Annotated in this window: 24 protein-coding genes and 3 riboswitches; of the genes, 15 read left to right on the plus strand and 9 right to left on the minus strand. The window is 36.3% G+C overall.

Annotated features, from left to right (window positions below; translation table 11 throughout):
• The first annotated feature begins 61 nt into the window (after positions 1 to 61).
• Together RUH95_RS10130 and RUH95_RS10135 are read left to right on the plus strand one after the other, a co-directional pair.
• On the plus strand, positions 62 to 946 hold the full coding sequence (locus RUH95_RS10130) for a LysR family transcriptional regulator (protein ID WP_313892749.1): 885 nt from the start codon (positions 62 to 64) through the stop codon (positions 944 to 946).
• Between the two features lie 153 nt (positions 947 to 1099).
• A complete protein-coding gene (locus RUH95_RS10135; RefSeq protein WP_313892750.1) occupies positions 1100 to 2587 on the plus strand; it encodes a peptide MFS transporter in 1488 nt (495 codons plus the stop codon).
• 157 nt (positions 2588 to 2744) lie between these two features.
• On the opposite strand, the gene RUH95_RS10140 is transcribed toward RUH95_RS10135, so the two are convergent.
• Positions 2745 to 3947: a polysaccharide deacetylase family protein gene (locus RUH95_RS10140; RefSeq protein ID WP_313892751.1), complete on the minus strand. Its 1203-nt coding sequence runs from the start codon at positions 3945 to 3947 to the stop codon at positions 2745 to 2747.
• Positions 3948 to 3990: 43 nt separating this feature from the next.
• A complete protein-coding gene (locus RUH95_RS10145) occupies positions 3991 to 4725 on the minus strand; it encodes a hypothetical protein (RefSeq protein ID WP_313892752.1) in 735 nt (244 codons plus the stop codon).
• Between the two features lie 331 nt (positions 4726 to 5056).
• Here RUH95_RS10145 and RUH95_RS10150 point away from each other — a divergent pair, with 331 nt between their 5' ends.
• The 6 genes from RUH95_RS10150 (at position 5057) to RUH95_RS10175 (ending at position 9564) form a co-directional block, all read left to right on the plus strand.
• The gene (locus RUH95_RS10150; RefSeq protein ID WP_313892753.1) at positions 5057 to 5266 is read left to right on the plus strand and encodes a hypothetical protein; all 210 of its coding nucleotides are present in this window, start codon (positions 5057 to 5059) and stop codon (positions 5264 to 5266) included.
• A complete protein-coding gene (locus RUH95_RS10155) occupies positions 5248 to 5799 on the plus strand; it encodes an ABC transporter permease (protein WP_313892754.1) in 552 nt (183 codons plus the stop codon). Before RUH95_RS10150 ends, RUH95_RS10155 begins: the two co-directional genes overlap by 19 nt.
• A gap of 154 nt (positions 5800 to 5953) precedes the next feature.
• A riboswitch (Lysine riboswitch) is annotated at positions 5954 to 6135 on the plus strand.
• A gap of 126 nt (positions 6136 to 6261) precedes the next feature.
• Positions 6262 to 7125 carry a transporter substrate-binding domain-containing protein gene (locus RUH95_RS10160; RefSeq protein WP_313892889.1) on the plus strand — a complete coding sequence of 288 codons (864 nt, stop codon included), beginning with the start codon at positions 6262 to 6264 and terminating at the stop codon, positions 7123 to 7125.
• A gap of 64 nt (positions 7126 to 7189) precedes the next feature.
• Positions 7190 to 7942 carry an amino acid ABC transporter permease gene (locus RUH95_RS10165; RefSeq protein ID WP_313892755.1) on the plus strand — a complete coding sequence of 251 codons (753 nt, stop codon included), beginning with the start codon at positions 7190 to 7192 and terminating at the stop codon, positions 7940 to 7942.
• Between the two features lie 18 nt (positions 7943 to 7960).
• Positions 7961 to 8695: an amino acid ABC transporter ATP-binding protein gene (locus RUH95_RS10170; RefSeq protein ID WP_313892756.1), complete on the plus strand. Its 735-nt coding sequence runs from the start codon at positions 7961 to 7963 to the stop codon at positions 8693 to 8695.
• 158 nt (positions 8696 to 8853) lie between these two features.
• Complete coding sequence (locus RUH95_RS10175) at positions 8854 to 9564, plus strand: GNAT family N-acetyltransferase (protein ID WP_313892757.1); 711 nt, start codon at positions 8854 to 8856, stop codon at positions 9562 to 9564.
• Positions 9565 to 9605: 41 nt separating this feature from the next.
• Here RUH95_RS10175 and RUH95_RS10180 read toward each other — a convergent pair whose 3' ends face one another.
• The 7 genes from RUH95_RS10180 to RUH95_RS10210 all read right to left on the minus strand — a co-directional run bounded on the left by RUH95_RS10180 (position 9606) and on the right by RUH95_RS10210 (position 14472).
• The gene (locus RUH95_RS10180; RefSeq protein ID WP_313892758.1) at positions 9606 to 10160 is read right to left on the minus strand and encodes an NADPH-dependent FMN reductase; all 555 of its coding nucleotides are present in this window, start codon (positions 10158 to 10160) and stop codon (positions 9606 to 9608) included.
• 121 nt (positions 10161 to 10281) lie between these two features.
• The gene (gene tatA / locus RUH95_RS10185) at positions 10282 to 10485 is read right to left on the minus strand and encodes a twin-arginine translocase TatA/TatE family subunit (protein ID WP_313892759.1); all 204 of its coding nucleotides are present in this window, start codon (positions 10483 to 10485) and stop codon (positions 10282 to 10284) included.
• Positions 10486 to 10515: 30 nt separating this feature from the next.
• Entirely contained in the window at positions 10516 to 11253 is a 738-nt protein-coding gene (gene tatC / locus RUH95_RS10190) for a twin-arginine translocase subunit TatC (protein ID WP_313892760.1), read from the minus strand.
• Positions 11254 to 11426: 173 nt separating this feature from the next.
• Complete coding sequence (locus RUH95_RS10195) at positions 11427 to 11960, minus strand: 1,2-dihydroxy-3-keto-5-methylthiopentene dioxygenase (RefSeq protein ID WP_313892761.1); 534 nt, start codon at positions 11958 to 11960, stop codon at positions 11427 to 11429.
• 15 nt (positions 11961 to 11975) lie between these two features.
• A complete protein-coding gene (locus RUH95_RS10200) occupies positions 11976 to 12593 on the minus strand; it encodes a methylthioribulose 1-phosphate dehydratase (protein WP_313892762.1) in 618 nt (205 codons plus the stop codon).
• A complete protein-coding gene (locus tag RUH95_RS10205) occupies positions 12590 to 13255 on the minus strand; it encodes a 2-hydroxy-3-keto-5-methylthiopentenyl-1-phosphate phosphatase (RefSeq protein ID WP_313892763.1) in 666 nt (221 codons plus the stop codon). The genes RUH95_RS10200 and RUH95_RS10205 overlap by 4 nt, the downstream gene beginning before the upstream one ends.
• Positions 13256 to 13260: 5 nt before the next feature.
• Positions 13261 to 14472: a 2,3-diketo-5-methylthiopentyl-1-phosphate enolase gene (locus RUH95_RS10210; RefSeq protein ID WP_313892764.1), complete on the minus strand. Its 1212-nt coding sequence runs from the start codon at positions 14470 to 14472 to the stop codon at positions 13261 to 13263.
• 71 nt (positions 14473 to 14543) lie between these two features.
• A riboswitch (SAM riboswitch) is annotated at positions 14544 to 14649 on the minus strand.
• A gap of 174 nt (positions 14650 to 14823) precedes the next feature.
• A riboswitch (SAM riboswitch) is annotated at positions 14824 to 14978 on the plus strand.
• A gap of 74 nt (positions 14979 to 15052) precedes the next feature.
• Here RUH95_RS10210 and mtnK point away from each other — a divergent pair.
• The 7 genes from mtnK (at position 15053) to RUH95_RS10245 (ending at position 23559) form a co-directional block, all read left to right on the plus strand.
• The gene (mtnK, locus tag RUH95_RS10215) at positions 15053 to 16237 is read left to right on the plus strand and encodes an S-methyl-5-thioribose kinase (protein ID WP_313892765.1); all 1185 of its coding nucleotides are present in this window, start codon (positions 15053 to 15055) and stop codon (positions 16235 to 16237) included.
• The gene (gene mtnA, locus RUH95_RS10220; protein WP_313892766.1) at positions 16234 to 17286 is read left to right on the plus strand and encodes an S-methyl-5-thioribose-1-phosphate isomerase; all 1053 of its coding nucleotides are present in this window, start codon (positions 16234 to 16236) and stop codon (positions 17284 to 17286) included. The genes mtnK and mtnA overlap by 4 nt, the downstream gene beginning before the upstream one ends.
• Positions 17286 to 18356, plus strand: a complete 1071-nt coding sequence (locus RUH95_RS10225) for a sugar ABC transporter substrate-binding protein (protein ID WP_313892890.1) — start codon at positions 17286 to 17288, stop codon at positions 18354 to 18356. The genes mtnA and RUH95_RS10225 overlap by 1 nt, the downstream gene beginning before the upstream one ends.
• A gap of 62 nt (positions 18357 to 18418) precedes the next feature.
• On the plus strand, positions 18419 to 19924 hold the full coding sequence (locus RUH95_RS10230; RefSeq protein WP_313892767.1) for a sugar ABC transporter ATP-binding protein: 1506 nt from the start codon (positions 18419 to 18421) through the stop codon (positions 19922 to 19924).
• Positions 19899 to 20918 carry an ABC transporter permease gene (locus RUH95_RS10235; protein WP_313892768.1) on the plus strand — a complete coding sequence of 340 codons (1020 nt, stop codon included), beginning with the start codon at positions 19899 to 19901 and terminating at the stop codon, positions 20916 to 20918. Before RUH95_RS10230 ends, RUH95_RS10235 begins: the two co-directional genes overlap by 26 nt.
• Before the next feature lie 114 nt (positions 20919 to 21032).
• Positions 21033 to 22199, plus strand: a complete 1167-nt coding sequence (locus tag RUH95_RS10240) for a TraB/GumN family protein (RefSeq protein ID WP_313892769.1) — start codon at positions 21033 to 21035, stop codon at positions 22197 to 22199.
• A gap of 151 nt (positions 22200 to 22350) precedes the next feature.
• Positions 22351 to 23559, plus strand: a complete 1209-nt coding sequence (locus RUH95_RS10245) for an MFS transporter (RefSeq protein ID WP_313892770.1) — start codon at positions 22351 to 22353, stop codon at positions 23557 to 23559.
• Positions 23560 to 23576 lie beyond the last annotated feature (17 nt).

Raw genomic sequence — 23576 nt, forward strand, 5'->3', positions numbered from 1 at the left:
CATCACTTTAATGGTATAAGTAAAATTAATATATCGAATAATAGGTATAAGGAGTGCTTATGTGGTTAACAAGTTAGATTTATATAAAGTATTTTGTAAAGTAGCGAAAAGTGAGAGCTTTTCTAAAGCAGCAAAAGAGCTGTATATGACACAACCAGCTGTTAGTCAGGCAATTATGCAATTAGAAAAAGAATTAGACACTCGCCTTTTTATTAGGACACCAAGAGGAGTATCTCTAACAGATGAAGGTACTTTGTTATTTGAATATGCGAATTCTGCTATTAATTTACTGCATGTTGGAGAAGAGAAGATTTTAGAGTTCAAAAATTTAACGGCAGGCGAATTAAAGATAGGTGTAGGAGATACGATTTCTAGGTACTTCTTGCTACCTTACTTAGAACAGTTTCGAAACAAATACCCGAATATTACGTTTAAGATTGTAAATGGTACGACGGTGGAGCTATGCACCATTTTAAAATCCGGTGGGGTGGATATTGCTATTTGTAATCTGCCGATTGAAGATTCTACATTAGAGCTTAGACCGTGCTTTGAAATCCATGATGTATTTGTTTATGGAGAGAAATTCAAGAAAATATTATCAAAGCCGTTAGGTCTGGATGAATTAGTAAAGCTGCCACTAATATTACTTGAACCGAATTCAAATTCGAGAAAGTATGTGGAGAATTATATGCTATCGAAAGGTATAAAGGTTTCGCCGGAATTTGAATTAGGCTCACATAGTTTACTGTTGGAGTTTGCTAAAATAAATTTAGGTATTGCGTGCGTGACAAAAGAATTTTCCTTAGAATATTTAAATACGGGATTATTAAATGAAGTGCAATTAAAGGAAGATATACCAAAGAGGAGTGTTGGGGTATGTTCTTTAAAAAGTGTGCCTTTATCTCCAGCTGCAACAAAGTTTGTGGAGATATTAGAAAACAAATAAAAAAATCACAACCCCTTAACTTGATTAATAATCAAGTTAAGGGGTTTATTTGATGTGTAAAAATATTTCATTTTCCGAAGGGTTTTTGACAATTGAAAGAGGGAATACTAAAATATAAAAGTTACTTTTAGTAAACAGAAAGAAGGGAAATGAATGGCGACAAAACAAGAAATCGTCCAGTCGGTTCCTCAAAAAGGATTCTTTGGACATCCAAAAGGTTTAATGAGTTTATTTTTTACTGAATTTTGGGAGCGATTCTCCTACTACGGAATGCGAGCAATTTTGCTCTACTATATGTACTACGAGTTGAAACAAGGTGGTCTTGGTTTAGAGCAATCAACAGCCAATTCTATTATGGCAGTATATGGTTCTCTTGTGTACATGTCAGGAATTATCGGTGGATGGATTGCCGACCGTTTGTTCGGATCGACCAAAACGGTATTCTATGGTGGAGTAGCAATTATGTTCGGTCATATTGTTCTAGCTTTACCAGGTGGGTTGACGACATTATTTGTATCGATGGCATTAATTATTGTAGGTACAGGTTTATTGAAACCAAACATTTCAAATATTGTTGGTGATTTATACGCAGAAAACGATGTTCGAACTGATTCTGGTTTTAGTATTTTTTATATGGGTATTAATATGGGGGCATTTATTGCACCTTTGATAGTTGGTACGATTGGATTAGATTATAATTTTCACCTCGGATTTGCATTAGCGGCTGTTGGTATGTTGCTAGGGTTAATTTTCTTTTTATTCACGAAAAAGAAATATCTTGGACTAGCTGGTTCGTATGTTCCGAATCCAATGTCTAAAGAAGAACGGAAAAAAGTATTTTCACGGATTGCAATTGGGACTGTAGTTGTCTTGATAATAGGGTTTATCTTAATCCGAATGGGTATTATGACGATTGATGTCTTTACGATGATTGTATCTATTTTAGGTATCGTAATTCCAACGATTTACTTTATTATTATGTACCGTAGTCCAAGAACAAATGCCGATGAAAAATCGCGTGTTCTTGCTTATATTCCTTTATTCATTGCTGCTATGATGTTTTGGGCAATTCAAGAACAAGGCTCGATAATTCTAGCTCAGTATGCAGATCAACGAACACAATTGATGATTGGTTCGTGGAAGATTTCTCCTGCATGGTTCCAGTCGCTAAATCCGCTGTTTATCATTGGATTAGCTCCAGTTTTTGCATGGTTATGGGTCCGACTTGGTGAAAGACAGCCTTCTACTCCGAAAAAGTTTGCATATGGTTTGTTTTTTGCGGGTATGTCATTTCTAGTCATGATTATTCCAGCGTATTTAAATGGAACAGATACTTTGGTAAGTCCATATTGGTTAGTATTAAGTTTCTTTTTAGTTGTTATTGGAGAACTGTTATTATCACCGGTTGGTTTATCTGCAACTACAAAATTAGCTCCAAGTGCATTTGCAGCTCAAACGATGAGTTTATGGTTTTTAACAAATGCATCTGCACAAGCGATTAATGCACAGGTTGTAAAATTGTATAAACCTGAAAGTGAAATCATTTATTTTGGTGTGATTGGGGCTATTGCTTTAATTATTGGTCTTCTGCTGTACTTTTTCGCTCCAAAAATCGAACAATTAATGCGTGGTGTGAAATAAGTTGAGGGTGATTTTAAATCACCTCTTAATATAGTTCTATGTGGAACATTTAAAAATCCGCTTGTTAGCACTTTCATGCTAACAAGCGGATTTTTTAGTTCGTATCTCCTTAAAGTAAAACAAACACATTTGATAACTGAATATCAAATGTGTTTGTTTAATTTAGGTTTACAATTTTTAAATTTTGTTGCTGCAAATGCTCTATTATTCTTGGTAATACATCTACAACTACTTGAGATTCATGTAGAAGAATAATAGATCCAGATGCTTTAGAATTTAGTACGTATTGGAATATTTTTTCTGCATTTTGACTTTTCCAATCTTCAGTATCTGTATTCCAAAGGACCATTTTGCTTTGGGTTTTATTCATTAGTTCGATTGTTGCCGCGTTTTTAGCGCCATAGGGAGGTCTAAAAAGAACGACTTTTTCTTGGATAATATCTTCAATTAATTTATTTGTGTGTAAAAGATCATATGCTTGCTTTTCAGCGGATAATTTTGTGAGGAGCAAATGATTCATAGAATGACTGCCAATGGAATAATCGTTTGATTTAACGTATTGGACTGAATCGGGATGTTTTGCTACATTTTTCCCAATAAAAAAGAATGTTCCACCAACTTGGTATTCTTTTAATATATCCGTAATTTCTTTTGTATATTTGGAAGGTCCATCGTCGAAAGTGAGAGCTACGTTACCTTCTGGGATGCTAAAGTTAACGACCTCAGTTAGCCCTACAAAAGGAAGTGTAGGCTCAGGAAATGCAATGTTTGTACTGCTAGATACTTCCGTTTGGATATCAACTATTACATTTTCAACGATTTCTTCACTTATGCCCTCTGCTTTTACTGTTGAATTGTCATTCATTTCTTCTTTCGGTAGAAGGAGAGTGCTAAAAAGGACAATTGTCAAAATGCTAGCACAGGTAACGGCAGTCCATGCAAATTTACGATGCAATGAAGGGGAAGTTACAACTTCATCTTTAACTGGATGTTGATGGATAGCTATTGGAGCCAAAAATTTTATCTGGCTCAATTGTTCATCGTGTTTAATCGCTTTTAGACCGTTTACATAAGCACGGGAGCATGTAAAAAAGACTTTCTCACTTTGATCTCTGTATGTTTTAGTAAGGAAACTGCTATTTTGATCTTTGGTAGAGTCCCAAAAGCTATGGAATGATAATCTATATTTGTGAGACCCACCGAGTTCAGTTACGGCCATTAAGTTTTTTGCGGTATCATGGTCAATTTCCCAAAGTAATTCAATTTCTTGATCAGATGTTAGTTTTAATCGTAGAAATGATTGATTGGATTCTGTCTCGATTGATACTAGTTCAAGTAGTTTTCCTAAATAGACTGACATGGTTTTCACCTTTTCTACTAGTAAGTAGAGACTTCCTTTTTATTTATTCCTTGTTAATCGATTTTTTGGGAGAAAAAGAGAAGGACATACGCTCTGTAAAGTCATTAATTGTTTGCATTAATTCTGTTTTTTCATCCAGTATTGTTGCGCACTGTTCTTCCAGGTTTTGATTTTCGATGCCTAAATCTCTAACTTTTTCTTCTAGTTCTCTAATTTTTAACATATTTTGATATTGAATATTCGTAGATTCTTCTTTTAGCATATGATATTTGTTGATCTCTTTTTCCAGTTGAATGGAGATCTTTTCAAAGTCATTGCTAGAAGTATTTTGATATTCTTTATAGTCCTCAAGAAGTTGATCATAGTTCATTTGTTTATTCGTCAGATTGGTTTCCAATACGCGGATATCTTTGTTTTTGTCTTGAATCAATTGTTCTTTTTTCACTAAGTCATGCTTCAAGCGACTAATTGTTTCATTCGCTGTATGTAACTGATCTTCCAAGCCTTCATTTTTATAAAGCATGATTTGACGATCATTTAATACGTTTTCTAATGAAACAATTAAATCTAGTGATATTTTGTCTTGGTTCTCCTTAGATAATATATCTTTCTTACTTGAGTCAGCCGATGAAGGTGGAGTGGAATCTTCCATATTACTAAATTCTTCAATTAATTGGACTGCATCATTTTCTTCACTGTTATTCTGTGTTATCTGGTTTTGATTGGATAATACGCTCTTCAACCAACCTTTTGACTTGCCTTTGGTATCGTTCGTCACAATTTCATCTCCTAATTAAGCTATTTTCTATAAAAAATGACATTCGATCGATAAATGATACTACTAAAGTAATTATTTTGGGAATACGAAAGTATACATATAAATTACTAGTTTCTTATATTCTATTGTATAATTATGTAGAATAATGTCAACATAATCATACATTTCGGCAGACTTTTACTGCTATTTTTATTTTCTGTAGGAATATGTATATCAAAATTGATCCAACTAATGAACGGGATTAAAATATAGTTAATTAATGTAATAATTTGGTTCTACATGTTTATGTAATTATCGATAGGAATTAGTTGAAACTACAAGGGGATTTGCGATGCATGTAATTGAAATTAATAATCTGACGAAAACTTATGGAAATGCGAGAGGAATAACCGGTGTTAGTTTTCATGTAGAAGAAGGAGAAATCTTTAATGAATTACTTGCTACAATGCCGAAGTCTTTGCAAGAAATATTTGGTACAGGAACATTTGATTTGATATATCTACTGCAAGCGGATATTTTGGGGTGCTTAATATCTATTTAGTATTAATGACGACGATTCACTCTGCAATGCTAGGAGCGACAATTATTTCGAAAGAAGAACGAGATAAAATGGTTGAGTTTTTATTCGTAAAACCTGTTTCAAGTTATAAAGTTGTTTCTTCTAAACTATTGGCGGCTTTAGTGAATAGCATTATGTTGGCGATCATAACGGGAATTTCTTCTTATTATTTAGTAAAGTATAGTGAAGGGGAATTTATAGGGACAATTATTCTACAAGCAATGATGGGCATGTTTATTTTGCAACTACTGTTTTTAGTAATCGGATCGGCACTAGCAGCAGTGTGCAAAAACTCAAAATTGGCAGTATCACTATCTACTGGAATACTTTTGGTCGCTTACATTGTATCCATTGCAATTGATTTGAATGAAAAATTGGCGTTTATGAAATATTTAACACCTTTCAAATACTTTGAAGCTAAAAATATTATGTTCAGTGAAGGATTTGATATTATTTTTCTTTTACTATCCTTTGTTTTAATCATGTTGTTTTCTCCTGTAACATATATTTTATAATAAACGAGACTTGCGCGTATATGCGAAAAGTCACCTTCAATTAACGTAAATTACTAATCCAAAGATTCTATTTATACTTTTTAGACTGGTTGACATGTATAATATCTTATTGTAAACTATGGACAATAATTAATTGAATAATACCTCACTTATTTGGTGAGGTAGAGGCGCGATATTTAACAGTTCTTAGAAGAGTTTGAGAATCTATGATGCTAAGAAGAAGGAAATGTCGCCGAAGTTTGTAATATTCTCTGTATTACTTGCTGGGTCTGTAGTTAAGAGCTACAGGACTGTCACTATAAACGTCCCGGTTTATAGTGGTGTGCTATCTCATTTGGGTAAAGTAGAGGATTTAGGGCAACTATACACTTGCGACCTGAGTTCATCTCAGGTCTTTTTTTATAGGCTGTCCTTTTTTTGTATTCAAAAACATACACTTATATTAAAAGGAGAGAAGTAATGATGAAAAATAAACTATTTATATTCGTAGCAATGTTATTTTCCGCTGTTTTATTATTAGCAGCATGTGGAACGAGTACTTCCGAAAAAGAAACAAATACGAATACAGGTTCATCAGGTGAGACAAGTGAGAAAGAAACATTTACGATCGGTCTTGAAGCAGGCTACGCACCATTCAACTGGACTCAATTAGATGATTCAAATGGTGGAATTAAAATTGATGGAAATGCTGAATATGCAGGCGGATATGATGTAGAAATTGCGAAAAAAGTTGCGGCTGGTTTAGGGAAAGAGCTAGTTGTTGTGAAAATAGAGTGGGACGGTCTTGTACCATCATTGCAATCGGATAAAATCGATGCGATTATGGCAGGTATGTCACCAACAAAAGAACGTAAAGAGTCAATTGATTTCACGGAGAATTACTACACATCAAATTTTATCATGGTAGTAAAAAAGGGTGGACCTTTTGAAGGTGCTACTTCTATCCAAGATTTCAAGGGAGCAAAAATAACTGGTCAATTAAACACTTCTCACTATGGTGTAATCGATCAAATTGAAGGCGTTAAAAAACAACCAGCTTCGGATAATTTCTCCGCAATGCGTGTTGCACTAGAGTCTGGTGTGCTTGATGGGTATGTATCAGAGCGTCCAGAAGGAATTAGTGCATCAGCAGCAAATGAAAACTTTGCAATGGTTGAATTCACGGATGGATTTGTTGCAAGTGAAGAGGAAACAGCTGTTGCAGTTGGGCTAAAAAAAGACAGTGAACTGAAAGATAAAATCAATGAAATTTTAGCAGGTATTTCGGAAGAAGAGCGCCAAGAAATTATGGACACTGCTATTAAAAATCAACCAGCGGCAGAATAAGGGTAAGGTGATACCGGCTGCATCTTTTGCAGTCGGTTTTTAATCTTTAATGGGGGGATAAAGTATGAGCTTTGAATGGATTATGTCAATGATTATAAACAACTGGCCGATGTTCCTTCGTGGAGCTGGAATGACACTTTTAATCTCCATAATTGGCACTATTTTTGGAGCAGCTATTGGCTTGTTGGCAGGGATTATACGTACAATACCTGTGTCTGAACGAAGAATAAAACGAGTTTTCTTGAAAATAGTGAATATCATATTAAGTGTGTATATAGAGTTTTTCCGAGGAACACCAATGATTGTGCAGGCAATGGTTATTTACTTCGGTTCTGCGATGGCTTTTGGTATCGATATGGATCGAACGTTTGCAGCGATATTTATCGTTTCGATTAATACGGGAGCTTATATGGCAGAAATCGTTCGTGGTGGAGTTATTTCTATTGAAAAAGGTCAATTTGAAGCAGCTCAAGCTGTTGGTATGAATCATGTTCAAACAATGTTCCATGTTGTATTGCCACAAGTAATACGAAATATATTACCGGCTACAGGAAATCAATTCATCATTAATATTAAAGATACGTCCGTACTGAACGTAATTGGTGTAACGGAGCTATATTTTCAAACAAAAACAGTTGCAGGAATCAGCTTCAAATATTTTGAACCATTCTTTGTAGCGTGTATTTTGTACTTTGTTATGACATTTACGGTAACATTAATTCTCCGTTATTTTGAAAGAAAATTAGACGGACCGGAAAATTACAGTATGATAGGACAACCAGCACAAGTAACGACAATTGCGACAAAAGGGCATTAAAACGAAGGAGGAGCATATATGGAAAAAGTAATTGATATACAGCATTTAAGCAAATCCTTTGGAAACCATGAAGTATTAAAGGACATTGATTTCTCTGTGAAAAAAGGAGAAGTTGTTTGTATTATCGGTTCTTCCGGTTCAGGTAAATCGACTCTTCTTCGCTGTATTAATCTTTTAGAAAAACCAAGCGGTGGTCAAATTATTTATAATGGAGCAAATATTTTAGACAACACACATAATATCCATGCATATCGAACGAAGCTAGGAATGGTTTTTCAGCAGTTTAATCTATTTAATAATCATAATGTATTGAATAATTGTGTTGTTGGACAAGTTAAAGTGTTGAAGCGTTCTAAGGAAGAAGCAGAAAAAATTGCGATGAAATATTTAAAAGTGGTTGGAATGGATCATTATGTGGAAGCAAAATCGAAACAATTATCAGGTGGGCAGAAGCAACGTGTTGCAATTGCTCGTGCGCTTTCTATGGAACCTGACGTAATGTTATTTGATGAGCCAACTTCTGCTCTTGATCCGGAGATGGTAGGAGAAGTGCTCAAAGTTATGAAGGAACTTGCAGGAACGGGTCTTACGATGTTAATCGTTACGCATGAAATGGAATTTGCGAAGGAAGTTTCGGACAGAGTCGTATTTATGGACAAAGGAGTTATTGCAGAGGAAGGAACTCCAGACCAAATTTTCAAAAACCCTAAACATGAACGTACGAAAGAGTTTTTGAAGCGTACGAAAAAATAAATGAAAAAGCACTTGTATATGAAGTTGGATGAGATGGAACGATTGTGCGAAAGGTTCAATCGATTTCAAATTTTAAACACAAAGAAAGACGCTCCTATTAGAAAGGAAGCGTCTTTTAGTGTATTTTGTAAGTATGATTAAAGGAGGAAGGGAAGAGTATGAGTCTTTTTAGTTTGATAAAAAAAGATAAAGAGTATTGGCTTGTAGATCAAGTGAAGACAGTGGGGAAGTCTAGTGATGATTATACACAGGAATTTGCAAAGATTTTAGAAGAGTGGAAATCAGAGCAGATTGATTATTTGTCTTTATTGATGGATGAGGAGCATGAAGAGTGGTTAATGAATCACCGATTTCAAAAGATATCTTCTATCGTGGAATTTGCAAAGTCATTAGATAAAATAGAGGCAACTGAGCAAAGTATTGAAGTAGAATCTCTTTACGAAAGTGACTTAAGCGATGAACAATTCGCTATTTTATATGATCGCTGTAGGAGCGGATCTGCAAATAAGAACAATTTATTTTCATTAGAGCAAATAATGGAGTCTCTTCTCAATGAACTTGGCTCTGACTGGCGTAAGCATTGTTTTATCTTTTCACAAGATGCACAGCAACTCGGTATTAGCATTCCTCACATAGAACCAGGGACAATAGACGAAGGAAGACTTTTTTATTTTGGAGTTGTTCCAGAGCACCGCGGGAAAGGTTATGGAACAATATTTCATCAAAGAACTTTAGGTTTATTGAAACAAATTGGAGCAAACACATATGTTGGTAGCACAGACGGGAGTAACGAGTATATGATCCGTATATTTGAACACAACGGTTGTTATTTACGTGATAGAAAAGGAGTTTACCGTATAAACAGATAAAGAGAGAGGGAATCTGTCGTAGATTCCCTCTCTCTTTGTCTTTATCTAATTGTTTTCAATGCGCCGCCCCATGCAAGAACTTCATCTAGCATAGCATTTGCATTAGCTGCATGGTACTCAGCAGGTTTGAATACGCTCATGTTTTCAAAGTCTGCCATTAGTGAGAAAGTAACTGCTGTACGTACGTCTGCAACAGAAAGCTCTCCTAAGATTAAACGCATATTTTCATGTGCACGTGTTCCACCTAAACTTCCGTAACCTACGAATCCAGCAACTTTGTTTGCTACTTCAGGTCTTAAGAAGTCTATTGCATTTTTAAGTGCTCCACCGACTGCATGATTATATTCAGGTGTGATGAAAATATAGCCGTCAAATGAAGCCATTTTTTCTGACCATGCTTTAATAGCAGTATTTGCTTGCTCTTGTTCAGCAGCAGGAAGTTCTACCCCTAAAAAAGGTAATTTATAATTTGCAAGATCTACTAATTCATATTCTGCGTCATTGCGTTTCGCTGCGAAGTCATACATCCAATTTCCTACAGCTTCAGCATTACGACCTTGACGTACACTACCAATAATTATACCTATTTTTAACATTTAATATCCCCCTAGTAATTACAATATAATCCATGAGTATTTACACTAAGTTAATGCATCTTGAATTCAAACTAATTGTAAACCATAAAAATAACGAGGTCAATTTAGTTGCTTCACAACATTAAATTTTCTTTTTCTCTTCTTTTTTCAGATCTTCTAATGTGAATTCTTCTGTTACATCATCTACCATTTCCTTAGTTGAATTTTTGAATTCCTTCAATGTTTGCCCAACAGCTCTGCCTAATTGAGGCAATTTTGACGGTCCAAAAATAATTAGAGCTAAAATAAGAATGATGATTAAGCCTGGTACACCTATGTTTGGCATAGTATTTCCTCCTAGTTAGTACATAGTCAACTATTCAAGTGGCATTTGCACTTGTTTCAATTGCTTCTTCATGGACCAGTTTGATACAAAAATACTGATTTCAAACAACATTAGTAAAGGAATAACAATGATAAAATCAGAAATAAAATCTGGTGGAGTAATAGAAACACCTATTATTACTAAAAGGAAATAAGCGACCTTTCTCATTTTTCGAAGTTTTTGTGGAGTAACAATACCGAGCTTTGTTAAAAATAAAACGATTACAGGCAATTCAAATACAATACCAACAGGAATGATTAAGTTAAACATAAATGTGAAGTATTGCTGCATTCCGTATGTTTCCACAGCTCCAATAGAATCATTAATATTCGACATGAAATTCAACATTAAAGGAAATAAAACAAAATAACTAAAGCTAATCCCCGTCAAAAACAATAAAAAAGAAATAGGGATAAAGATAAAAGTCCCTTGTGCTTCATCTTCTAGTAGCCCCGGTTTTACAAATAACCATAGCTGATATAAGGCAATTGGTATGGTGATTAAAATAGCAATGAGCAATGCACATTTTACATATATCATTAAGCCGTCTGTATAACCGAATACATTCCATTCAACATGGGCAGCTGTTGGTTGTTTCTTCAAAAGACTCAAAGTTTTAGGAGCAACCAAAAATCCAGCGGCTAATGATAGGACAAATGTAACGGAAATAATGATAAGCCGTTTGCGAAGCTCATCTAAATGTTCGATAAGTGTGTATTCTTGTTCCATGTTTTTACCACCTTGTTTTATCGAAAGTAAAGTAAGGGATATCAGTTAGTAGTATGCACAAGTTTCGAGGAAATTTTTCATGTAGAAGAAAGTTTTTTGAAAAACGATGGGTAGGTTTTAAGATAATAAAAGCTCCTAATCACTTGATAGACCAAATGATTAGGAGCTTTTATTTAGTTTTGAACTGCTTCGTCTTGATAAACCGGAACCCAGCCTTCTGGTGTTACAAAAATTCGAACAGCAACTACTTTACGGTCTTCTGCAAGTGTAAAGTAATGTGTAATATTTTCTGGTACGGAAATTAAGTCACCTGGTGTTAAGTGTACTTCGAAGAAGCGCTCATCTTTCCCTTGGATAATAAATACTCCGTGCCCACTAACAATATATCGAACTTCATCGTCTGTATGAAGATGCTTCCGCTCAAAGTTTTTTAATAGTTCGTCTAAGTTAGGATTTGAATCGGATAAAGAAATGACATCTGATGCTTGGTAGCCACGGCGTTCCGAAATATCACTAATCTCATCGTTAAATGCAAGTAAAATATCCTGTTTTTCTTCATCGTTCAAATCGAATTTTTCGCGAAGATGCTCAGGTAATTTTTCAATATCCCAATGCTCATATATAACTTCTTGTTTTTCTAAAAATGCAGCAACCTCATTTTGTTGCTCAATTGTTTCCGTAGTTCCTTGAATTTTAATAATCGCCATTTAAATCTTCCTCTCTTATTTCGATTTTATTTGAAGTAATGTTAATTGATATTGAAATAAAAACTCACAAGCTTCTAATAGTTTTTTTGCTTCGAATCCATCCTTACCCCATACAGTAATACCGTGGTTTCGGATTAATACCGCACCTTTATCAGCAGTTAGATGTGTTTGAAATTCTTCAGCGAGACGCGGGATATCAGCGTAGTTTGGAATGATAGGAATAGAAAGTAGTGCATTCTCTTCCCATAGATTGAAAGCTTTAATAATTTCTTGTCCTTGGAAATCGACTTTTCCGTCATCTCCGTATAATTCAGAAATGACATTATTTGCAACGGTATGAATATGAAGACTACAACCCGCTGTTGTTTTTGTATATATAGCACAGTGAAGCAAAGTTTCTGCTGATGGTTTTAAGAGAGTATCACCAACTGGATCGCCATTAGCATCAACGAGTAAAAAGTCTTCGTCTGTACGTTTTTTCTTATCTTTTCCACTTGCAGTAACTAAAAACTCAACAGGCTGATCATGCACTTTTATGGCCAAGTTCCCACTAGTTCCCATAAACCAATCTCGTGCTGCAAGTTCGTCTTTTATATCGGCTAAGTCGTTCCATCTAGTTTGCAATAGTGTCATTGTGGCACACCTAACTTTTCGTCGATAATTTGGATAACATCATGGAAGCTTTTAAAAGGCTCATAACGAATATGTAATTCTTCACACTTTTCGATGAGGAAATCTCGCGCAATAACGACATCTGCCAATTTTGCAGCTTCTAAATCTGTAATAGAATCACCAATAACAACGCTTAGCGCATTGTCATCAAGCAACTGACGGATAATAGAAGGTTTACAACATCCACATCCCTTGCTAGTACAAAGCTCATCGCAACCGTGTGGAAAATGGATGTGGATGTTATCGCCTGAAAAGTCCGATTCATTGCAATAAACATCTGCAAAAGGACCAAATGGTTCAAGTATCGGATGAATGAAAAAGTCGATTCCGCCACTAACGATATAAAGTGGTATATTGCGTTCCTTTGTATAAGAAACAAATTCAGCAAAGCCATCTCGAATTTGAGCTTGCTCTAATAGAAAGGAGGTAATTTGATCTTTTAATGAAACAGGTAAAAGGGCGAACATTTCCTTTACACCGTCACGAATAGATTGCTTTTGACTTAAAATATTCTCTTTGATTGGCAAGTATTCGGGTGGAGCGAATTCTTTCATGAGAGAAATAATATTATCTTTATTTGTAATAGTGCCATCGAAATCACAAAAGATGACTAGTTTCCTCATTTTGTTTACCCCCATAATTCAATCGCTTTTTTTAATGCTTCGTGTTGTTTTACTGCCTCTACGAGCGAGATTCCATCAAGAGTCGCTGTTACGGCTTGTCTGAAAGCAAGCCCTCCTCCTATCGCACCATCTGGATGTCCATGTACTCCGCCACCAGCATTAATAATGCTGTCTATTCCATAATCCTCGATTAGTTGTGGTACTAGGCTCGGATGAATACCAGCAGAAGGGACTGGGAAAGTACGTTTTACTGCACTTGTTTTTGTAAGCTCTTCACCGAGCGAAAGTGCAACTGTTTTCTCCAGTGCCACACTTCCGTAAGGTGAAGGAAATAATGAAAAATCTGCCCCTGCATAACGTGTCAATTTCCCAAGTAAAAGAGGTGATGCAACTCCGTAAATAGGAGATGAGGTAAAAGCACCGCTGTACGCTGGGTGAGCCATAAATGGCAGCTGAATATTATTATCTTCTACAAGTTCCTGAAGTACATCAAGTCCGTATGCATGAACATTTAATAATAAAGCATCCGCACCTAACTCTTTTGCCCTGATAGCTTTTGTTCTCAATTCGGAAGTGCGTCCAGATAGATTCACAGCATAAAGTGTGCGATGTCCAGTTTCCTCATACACTTGGCGCAGCACTTTTTGACCAGTTGTAATACGTTTTTCAAAAGGTGTGAGTGGATTTTCAAAAAGGATTTCATCATCTTTTACAAAGTCTACTCCTCCAAGTGCTTGCTCTCGAAGCTGCTCTGCTAAATAATCGATATCTCGACCGATTACTCCTTTGAATATGCTCATAATAAGTGGCCGATTATGTACTTCAAGTACCTTTCGAATACTCTCTATGCCAAATCTAGGTCCAGGAAACTTCGCTAACAGTTCTGGGGAAAACTCTAAATCTAGTAATTTGACTTCCCCATCCAATGATAGTTTGCCAAATACAGTCGTTAAGATGGCGGGTATGTCTGGTGAAAAATTAATACTTGGATAACTTATTTTAATTTCTGCTTTAATCAGGTCTGTTTTTAAAGGGTGTTGAATATGTTGAAATTCCCGAATCGAAACAACGATACCTTTATGTTTTTTTAATTGTTCTTGTTCAAGTAAAGGTAAATCTGTCCACGATCCTATTGTTAAACCAAGTGCAATGCCTTCCGCTTTCTTTTCAAAAGAACCGGATTTTCCATACACTTGATAAAGTGCTACTATACTCATTCGCTATCGTACTCCTTTATGTTTAAATAAAAAAACCACTTCAAATAAGAAGCGGTTAAGGGGTTAACGACTTCTTATTTCTCAGTCAATTGACTGCAAGAATTAGCACCGTGTTCAATAATTGAATCGGTTGCCGGGTATCATAGGGCTTGTCCCTCCACCTGCTCTAAATAAGAAAATATATGAAATTAAAATGAATGTTTATTGTCAAATTAATACTGATTATTTCATGCAATAGAAAAAATGTCAATACAGTTATTAGACTTTTTATAATAATCGGATTTGCCTTGACATTGTATTTTCAAATATGCTAGGATTCAACTCAAGCAATACGAATTTATAACAATAGCACTCTTATCAAGAGCTGGCTGAGGGTAATGGCCCGATGAAGCCCAGCAACCGACCGTAATACCGTTGTGAGACGGGGCGCTTTTTGCGCCGAGATGAACATCTCGTAAGGCACGGTGCTAATTCCATCAGAGAGGTAACTTTCTGAAAGATAAGAGGCGATAGATCTCTTATTCTACGCCTCTTTCTTATGAAAGAGGCTTTTTATTTTGTATAGGAAAGGTAGAGATAAATGATGATAGCGACGAAAAAACAATACGAATCATTAACAGAAAAAACAGCCATTCATTTTGCAAAGGAGTTTTTTGCAGAAGATGCAGTATTAGAATGTCGAGAGATTGGCGATGGAAATTTAAATTATGTTTTTCATATAAAAGACTCTAAAAATGATAAGAGTCTTATTATCAAGCAGGCATTACCATACGCAAAAGTAGTTGGTGAAAGCTGGCCGTTGACATTAAAAAGAGCAGTAATCGAAGCAAATGCGCTAAAAAAACATGGCGAATTTGCAGTAGGATTAGTGCCAAAAGTATATGCAACAGATGAAGAACTTGCGATTACAGTAATGGAAGATTTATCGCATTTAAAAATAGTGCGTGAAGGATTGATTCAGCTTGAATCTTATCCAAAGTTAGCGACAGATATTGGCGAGTATCTGGCTAGCACTCTATTTTCTACATCTGATTTTGCTTTACATCCTTTTGAAAAAAAGAAACTAGTTTCGGATTTTTCTAATCCAGAGCTATGCAAAATTACAGAAGATCTTATTTTCACAGATCCATTTTTTGATAACGAAACAAATGATTTTGAACCTTCCTTACGAGCAGACGTGGAAGCGATTTGGCAAAATGGGCCTTTGAAGCTAGAAGTAGCAAAGCTGAAGAAAAGCTTTTTGACAGAAGCAGAAGCATTATTACATGGAGATTTGCACACAGGTAGTATTTTTGCGAGTGAAGAAGAAACAAAAGTAATAGATCCAGAATTTGCATTTTATGGACCAATTGGCTTTGATGTTGGGCTGTTTTTAGCTAATTTAATTGTTCAAACGATTACAAGGGATGGCAAGCAAAGAATAGTTATTCTTCATCAAATTGAACAAACTTGGGAAGTGTTTACGACGAGATTTTCTGCATTATGGAAGTCTGAAGGAATCGATGCTTATAAAGATACAGATGGATTTGAAGAATATATAGTAAATAAGATTTTCCAAGATGCGCTAGGATTCGCGGGTTGTGAATTAATTCGCCGAACGATTGGTTTAGCGCATGTGAAAGACTTAGATGGCATTGTAGATGATGAACAAAGAATAAATGCTAAAAAACAAGCGTTACAAATTGGAGAAAAGCTTATTTTAAACCGTCGAGATATCTCGTCCATTAACGCAGCAATTAGCTTACTAGAGAGGGTAAACAAATGAGTATTCCGTTATCGATAAAGTGGGAAGATGGGCAATTGAGCATTTTAGACCAGCAGAAATTGCCTCTTGTTATCCACTATTTACCACTTGAAACATTGGAAGATGTATACGATGCAATTATTACGTTAAAAGTGCGAGGTGCTCCTGCAATTGGCATAACAGCCGCTTACGGATTAGCTTCAGCCGCACAGAGCTACGAAGTGAATTCCCTGGAACAATTCCACCAATTTTTAAGTAGAGATGCTTTGTATTTAGCAGAATCAAGACCAACTGCTGTTAATCTTGCTTGGGCTCTTGAGCGTCTAAAAGCGAGTGTTCAACAAAGTGCAACTGTAGAGGAAGCGAAAAAGCACTTACTAGTTGAAGCTATGAATATTTATGAGGAAGATGAAGCGTCATGCCGCAGTATTGGTGAATTTTCATTGTCTTTACTAAATGATTATACGAAGGTGATGACGATTTGTAATGCAGGTTCTATTGCGACTGCAAAATATGGAACTGCATTGGCACCTTTCCATTTAGGTAGTGAGCAAGGGAAACAGTTTCAAGTGTTTGCATGCGAAACTAGACCAGTATTTCAAGGGGCGAGGCTTACAGTGTGGGAACTTCAGCAATCCGGAGTGGACGTTACGCTTATAACGGATAGTATGGCAGCCCATACAATTGGGGCAAAGGGGATCGAAGCAATTATTGTTGGAGCAGATCGAATTGCTGTAAATGGCGATACAGCCAATAAAATCGGCACACTGAATTTGGCTTTATTAGCTGCGGCATTTCAAATTCCATTTTACGTAGCAGCGCCTTCTTCTACTTTTGATCTTTCGATTGAGAGTGGTGAAAGTATACCGATAGAAGAGCGTCCGTCGGAAGAGATAACACATATTGCTGGCAAACAAGTAGCGCCAGAAAATACGAAAGTATATAATCCGGCATTTGATGTGACGCCAGGTCGTTTAATAACAGCAATTATAACGGAAAAAGGAATTATTTATCCCGAGTATACGGAGAATATTAGTGCGTTAATCGGAACAGAAAGAGGAGAAAAATGATGAAGAAAAAAGTGAATTGGTTTATAGCGGTACTATTAGTTATTGGAATTCTTTTGACTGGATGTCAGCCAAAAGGGGATGCAAAAGAAGAAACAGCTAAACCAGAAGCTTCAAGTCATCCGTTAGCAGGTAAGAAAATTGCATTGATCCTTCAACAAAACCTTGGTACTTTTTCTGCCCAATATATTGAAGGAGTGAAAGAGCAAGTTGAGAAATTCGGAGGCACGGTTACCGTTTTTAACTCAGAAGGTGATTTAGCAAAAATGGCTTCTAATCTAGATGCAGCAGTTAACCAAGGATTAGATGGAATATTAATCGATCACGGCACGAAAGAAGCATTAAATCAAGGTGTACAAAATGCGGTTGATAAAGGCATTCCGGTTGTAGCATTTGATGCAGGAGTGGAAGTAGAGGGAATTACAGTATTAGAGCAAGGCGATCAAAAGATGGCGGAAATGACGCTACAAAAGTTAGCGGAAGATGCAAATGGTGAAGCAAATATTGTGAAAATATGGGTGGCAGGATTTGCACCAATGGAAAGAAGACAAGTTGCTTATGAGCAATTTTTAACAGAGAACAAAGGTATTAAAGAAGTTGCGACTTTTGGTGCGGCTACTCAAAATACGGCATTAGATACACAGTCACAAATGGAAGCTATATTAAAAAAATTCCCGAATGAGGGAGATATTACGGCAGTTTGGGCTGCTTGGGATGAATTTGCAAAAGGTGCAGTACGCGCGATCGAGCAAGCGGGAAGAACGGATATTAAAGTGTACAGTATTGATATGAGTGATGAAGATTTGCAAATGATGCAAAAAGAAAATAGTCCTTGGGCCGCATCAGCAGCTGTTGATCCGATGGATATAGGGCGTATTCAAGTTCGTTACTTGTATCAAAAAATTAATGGGGAAAATCCAGATGCACAAGTTGTTTTAGAGCCAGTTTTTGTTGATGCATCGAAGCTTCCAGATACAACTGTTACAACGAATGGTTTACATGAGTTTATCGACGGCTGGGGAGCTAGTGAACAAGGTTATACAGATGCATTGAAAGAGTTGGAAAACCAATAAAACTCAACAAATAGCAGCTGTCCTACAAATGGGCAGCTTTTCTTTAAGAAAGGAGCATATGTATGGATAGTCCTTTTCTTTCGATGAATGCAATACGAAAATCATTTGGACATGTGAAAGCACTAGAAGACGCACAATTTCATCTAGCAAAAGGTGAAGTGCATGCGCTACTTGGTGTAAATGGAGCAGGAAAAAGTACACTTATAAAAATCTTATCAGGAGTGTATGAACAAGACGAAGGGGATATTTTATTGGATGGAAAAAACATCCGACTTCGTTCACCTAAAGCAGCAAAAGATCATGGAATTTATTGTGTGTATCAAGAAGTTGATACAGCTATTGTTTCAGAGCTGTCCGTAGCGGAAAATATAATGCTCGATACAATTGCGACGGGCAAAAATGTCTTTGTTTCTATGACTAAAATGTATGAAGAAGCAAGAAAAGCATTAAAGCAATTGCAAGTAGAAACAATTGACGTGCAAGAGCCAGCTTTTAAACTTACATTGGCAGAAAAGCAATTAGTGTTAATCGCACGGGCACTTGTTAGTTCAGCAAAGATTATTATTTTTGACGAGCCGACTGCGCCGTTATCTCTTCACGAATCGACGAAATTATTTTCAGTAATAAATAAATTAAAGGCTCAAGGGGTTGGGTGCATATTTATTTCTCACAGATTACCGGAAGTGTTTGAAATTAGTGACTGGATTACTGTTATGCGTGATGGGAAACTAGTGCAAACATTTCAGACGGAAAATGCGGATGCAGAAAAAATTATTGAAGCAATGCTTGGTGCTTCCTTTAATCATGAGCAAGTTGATCGAAGTTGGGAAATAGGAAAAAACTTACTCGATGTAAAGGAAATATCAGATGATCAAAAACTAAAAAATCTTACGTTTACTGTTTCAGAAGGAGAAATTGTTGGCATTGTGGGATTAGTTGGAGCAGGGAAGACAGAGCTAGCAAAAGCTTTATTTGGAGCAGAGCCACTTAAAAAGGGTACGATCAGTCTTTCCGGAAACAGCCTACATATGAAACATCCGAAAGATGCCATACGAGCAGGGATGGCACTTATTCCAGAGGAACGTAGAAAAGAAGGATTGTTCGTACTGGAATCTTTGCAAACGAATGCTTCTTTTCCGAATTTAAAAAAGTTTTCCAGCTTCTTATTTATGCAAAAAAAAGCGGAAAAAAGCTTCGCAAAGGAAATTATAGGGCGTTTGCAAATAAAAGCAAATAGTACTGAAACACCACTTGTCCATCTAAGTGGAGGGAACCAGCAAAAAGTAGTAATTGGTAAGTGGACTTCACGTGATTCAAAGGTTTATTTATTTGATGAACCGACAAAAGGTGTGGATATTGGTGCGAAAGCGGATATTTTTAAGCTTATTCGTGAGCTAGCGGAGAGCGGAAAAGGCTGTCTTTATTTTTCAAGTGAAATTCACGAAGCAATCGGTATTTCCGATCGTATTTTAGTTATGTATAACGGTCAGTTCGTGAAGGAGTTTTCACGTGAAGAAGCGACCCAAGAAAGGATTTTGTTGTATGCAAGCGGTGGAAAAGAAGGATAATTTAAAAGAGCGCAGTATTCAATTTTTGTTTAAGTATGGAGCAATTGCATTATTGTTTGTGATCATTTTATATTTTAGTTCAATTAGTGAAGCTTTTTTTACATATAGTAACTTTACAGATATTTTACGTTCTATTTCCATTGTTACACTTTTGGCGTTAGGAGTTACGTTTACGCTAGTAGTCGGAGGATTTGACTTGTCTGTAGGTTCAACGATGTCGCTATCAACTGTTGTAACAGCTTCTTTAATGGTTTGGTACGAAATGCCACTTTGGCTTGTCTTAATTTTACCTATTTTAATTGGAGCGTTAGTTGGGTTACTAAATAGTTTTCTAATAGTAGTCATAGGTATTCCTGATTTGCTCGCAACATTAAGTGTAATGTATATTGTTGCTGGCTTCCATCGAACATATACAGAAGGTTATTCAATTTATAATAATATGCCACTTACTTCAGGTAGTACGGCTCCTGGTCAATTATCCGAAGCTTTTCTTTGGATTGGACAAGGTAGAATGCTTGGTTTGCCTATTCCTGTATGGATAATGCTTGTTATGGTGTTATTTGCTTATGTTGTACTTCATCACACTCGTTGGGGTCGTGTCTTGTATATGACTGGCGGAAACGCGGAGGCCGCTACATTATCGGGAGTAAATATTCGTAAAGTGAAATGTGCAGCGTATATTATTTCAGGAATTTTCGCTTCTATGGCGGGTATTTTGTTTACTGCGCGTGTTGGTTCGGGACAAATTGATGCTGGTGCTCCTTTATTGATGGAAGCGGTAGCGGCTGTTTTTGTTGGTTATTCGGTTCTTGGAGCAGGGAAGCCAAATGCTATCGGCACCTTTTTTGGAGCAGCGGTAATCGGTATTTTATTGAACGGCTTAACGATTTTGAACTTACCGTATTTTGCATTTGATATTATTAAGGGATCGGTGTTAGTTTTGGCACTGGCAGTAACGTATATATATTCTAAAAAACGTTTTTCACAAACTTAGAGCTGCATATGCGGCTCTTTTGTTTTGTGTGAATAAATCAAATTTGATATAGTCTTTTGCAATTGCTAGAATTGTAATTACGTAGGGAAATAAATGCCGAGAAGGAAGTCGTTTATGTCAGAGGATAACATTACACGGTTACATTTAAATGGTAAAGAATTGATATTAATCGGTACAGCACATGTATCAAGGCAAAGTGCTGAGCAAGTAAAAGAAGTTATTGAAGCAGAAAGACCAGACTCTGTTTGCATTGAACTAGATGCACAAAGGTATCAATCTGTTATGGACGGTAGCAAATGGAAAGAAACAGACATTTTTAAAGTGATTAAAGAAAAGAAAGCAACATTGCTTTTGATGAATTTAGCGATATCTTCGTTTCAAAACCGCATGGCGAAGCAATTTGATATTAAGCCAGGTCAAGAAATGATTCAGGGTATTGAAAGTGCGAAAGAGACTGGTGCAGAACTAGTACTTGCGGATCGGAATATCCAAATAACCTTTTCTCGCATTTGGAGTAACTTAGGGTTCATGGGAAAGGCACAACTTCTAAATGGAGTAGTTTTTAGTATTTTTAGCAAAGAAACGATTTCAGAAGAAGAGCTGGAGAACATGAAAACACAGGATACGTTGAACGCGGTTCTCGCAGAATTCACGGAATCCTTTCCAAAGCTAAAAACTCCTTTAATCGATGAACGAGATCAATATCTTGCTCAGAAAATTAAAGATGCTCCTGGGAAAAAGGTGGTTGCCGTATTGGGGGCTGCACATGTACCAGGTATTACAAAGGAAATTCACAAGGAGCAAGATTTAGCAGCTTTGGATCAAATACCACCAAAATCAATCGTACCTAAAATTCTCGGATGGACTATTCCAGCATTACTTGTTGCCGTGATGATCTATACTTTTTGGTCAAATCCAACTGCTGGTTTCGATCAAGCTTTAAGTTGGATTTTATGGACCAGTATTATGGCGGCAGTTGGAGCAGCAATTGCTTTCGCACATCCACTTGCTATCCTTTCTGCATTTGTGGTTGCACCGATTACGGCATTGCATCCATTAATCGCTTCTGGTTGGGTTTCGGGGATCGTACAGGCATATGTTCGACGACCAAGTGTTGGAGATTTTGAAACACTTTCTGAAGATGTTTTTACAATCAAAGGATTTTGGAAAAACAAAGTGACGCGTATTTTACTTGTAGTAGTTTTGACAAATTTAGTAGGCTCTTTAGGAACATTTATTGGCGGTGCCGATGTTATTCGTTTATTCTTTAAAAATTTTTAACTAGAGATTAAAAAGCTAAGCAGGAGAATTATCTTGCTTAGTTTTTTTTCGCATATTTCAATAAATTTTGTGTCCCGAAGTACTTGTTTTCTAGTGGTGCAAGTATATAATTCAAGCATATCCTTTATTTTCTTGAGAATGGGCTGAATGAATGAGAACTTATAATGAAAAAATTAGTATCTCTCACGGTATGGCTTCGACTGTCGCACTTAACTTTTCGAATAACTTTTTTCCGATTTTCGCAATTACGATATTAGGGGCAACGAACTATCAAGTCGGGTTAATCAGCTCTTTGCCGCCGCTAATTGCATTGTTAATGACGATTCCAGCGGCGATATTATTAAATCGAGCAAATGCTCAAAAGAAATTAGTAGCAATGTCTGTTTTGTTAGCAAGATTGATGTTTTTATTGATGGTTATCGTTGTTTATTTACCGTCGAATTCGATGCAATCATGGGCCTTTTTAGTAATTATTGCTTTTATAAGCGTACCAAATACGGTTGCTAATATTGGCTGGCAAACGCTTATAAGTGGCATGATTGTAGAGTCAAGAAGAGGGCAGTTTTTTAGCGATCGAAATCGTTTTTTGATGATAGTAGGGCTTTTTTCGACGTTGCTTATTGGCATTTTAATGAAAGATGCATCAGAAAGCGTATTGGCGTATCAAATTCTTTTTACAATAGCTTTTGGCTTTGGGTTATTGGAAGTATTTTTTTTAATGAAGCATGAAGAAGACGTTGTATCTATAGAGAGTGTCGGGGAAAAAAAGAAATCGATGGATTGGAACATTTTTAAAAACTCTAATTACGTTTGGTTTTTAGCAGCAGCTTTATTTTTTAATTTTTCTTGGCAGACCGCATGGGGATTATTCAATATATATAATGTTCGAGTAGCTGGGGCAACGATTTTTTGGATTAGTATGTTCTCGGTAGGCAGTATGCTTATGCAATTTTTAACGTTTCCGCTTTGGAAAAAATGGGCGGAGAAGTATTCAAATATGCGTGTTTTTGTATGGTCTGCGTTTGGAATGGCAACGACGCCATTTTTAGTTGCGATATCTACTAACTTATATTATTTAACACTGATTCAAACGACGGCAGGGTTTTTCCTGTCGGGAACTGTATTGATTTTATTTAATTTATTATTAGAGAAGTCTCCAGAGCAATCTCGTACGTACTGTATTACGACATATAATGTGTTATTAGCTTTTGTTGCATTTATCGGTCCTCAAGTTGGGATTTGGTTTTTGGATTTATGGGGTATGGAGAATGCGTTGAATATGAGTTCTGCACTGCGCTTTTTAAGTGCGGGAGGATTTCTTTTTGTTTATTTGAGGCATAGAAAATCTACCATTAGATAAAAGGAATGAGTGCATTT

Origin of the sequence: Psychrobacillus sp., assembly GCF_032154225.1 — a bacterium.
GTDB lineage: Bacteria > Bacillota > Bacilli > Bacillales_A > Planococcaceae > Psychrobacillus.

Coding starts and splice junctions, on each gene's coding strand:
- RUH95_RS10195 (WP_313892761.1), bottom strand. CDS start 11,960: ATGGCGATTATTAAAATTCAAGGAACTACGGAAACAATTGAGCAACAA.
- RUH95_RS10160 (WP_313892889.1), top strand. CDS start 6,262: ATGAAAAATAAACTATTTATATTCGTAGCAATGTTATTTTCCGCTGTT.
- RUH95_RS10230 (WP_313892767.1), top strand. CDS start 18,419: ATGGATAGTCCTTTTCTTTCGATGAATGCAATACGAAAATCATTTGGA.
- RUH95_RS10210 (WP_313892764.1), bottom strand. CDS start 14,472: ATGAGTATAGTAGCACTTTATCAAGTGTATGGAAAATCCGGTTCTTTT.
- RUH95_RS10165 (WP_313892755.1), top strand. CDS start 7,190: ATGAGCTTTGAATGGATTATGTCAATGATTATAAACAACTGGCCGATG.
- RUH95_RS10140 (WP_313892751.1), bottom strand. CDS start 3,947: ATGTCAGTCTATTTAGGAAAACTACTTGAACTAGTATCAATCGAGACA.
- RUH95_RS10135 (WP_313892750.1), top strand. CDS start 1,100: ATGGCGACAAAACAAGAAATCGTCCAGTCGGTTCCTCAAAAAGGATTC.
- RUH95_RS10205 (WP_313892763.1), bottom strand. CDS start 13,255: ATGAGGAAACTAGTCATCTTTTGTGATTTCGATGGCACTATTACAAAT.
- RUH95_RS10240 (WP_313892769.1), top strand. CDS start 21,033: ATGTCAGAGGATAACATTACACGGTTACATTTAAATGGTAAAGAATTG.
- mtnA (WP_313892766.1), top strand. CDS start 16,234: ATGAGTATTCCGTTATCGATAAAGTGGGAAGATGGGCAATTGAGCATT.
- RUH95_RS10180 (WP_313892758.1), bottom strand. CDS start 10,160: ATGTTAAAAATAGGTATAATTATTGGTAGTGTACGTCAAGGTCGTAAT.
- RUH95_RS10175 (WP_313892757.1), top strand. CDS start 8,854: ATGAGTCTTTTTAGTTTGATAAAAAAAGATAAAGAGTATTGGCTTGTA.
- RUH95_RS10225 (WP_313892890.1), top strand. CDS start 17,286: ATGAAGAAAAAAGTGAATTGGTTTATAGCGGTACTATTAGTTATTGGA.
- RUH95_RS10170 (WP_313892756.1), top strand. CDS start 7,961: ATGGAAAAAGTAATTGATATACAGCATTTAAGCAAATCCTTTGGAAAC.
- RUH95_RS10245 (WP_313892770.1), top strand. CDS start 22,351: ATGAGAACTTATAATGAAAAAATTAGTATCTCTCACGGTATGGCTTCG.
- tatA (WP_313892759.1), bottom strand. CDS start 10,485: ATGCCAAACATAGGTGTACCAGGCTTAATCATCATTCTTATTTTAGCT.
- RUH95_RS10150 (WP_313892753.1), top strand. CDS start 5,057: ATGCATGTAATTGAAATTAATAATCTGACGAAAACTTATGGAAATGCG.
- RUH95_RS10200 (WP_313892762.1), bottom strand. CDS start 12,593: ATGACACTATTGCAAACTAGATGGAACGACTTAGCCGATATAAAAGAC.
- RUH95_RS10235 (WP_313892768.1), top strand. CDS start 19,899: ATGCAAGCGGTGGAAAAGAAGGATAATTTAAAAGAGCGCAGTATTCAA.
- tatC (WP_313892760.1), bottom strand. CDS start 11,253: ATGGAACAAGAATACACACTTATCGAACATTTAGATGAGCTTCGCAAA.
- mtnK (WP_313892765.1), top strand. CDS start 15,053: ATGATGATAGCGACGAAAAAACAATACGAATCATTAACAGAAAAAACA.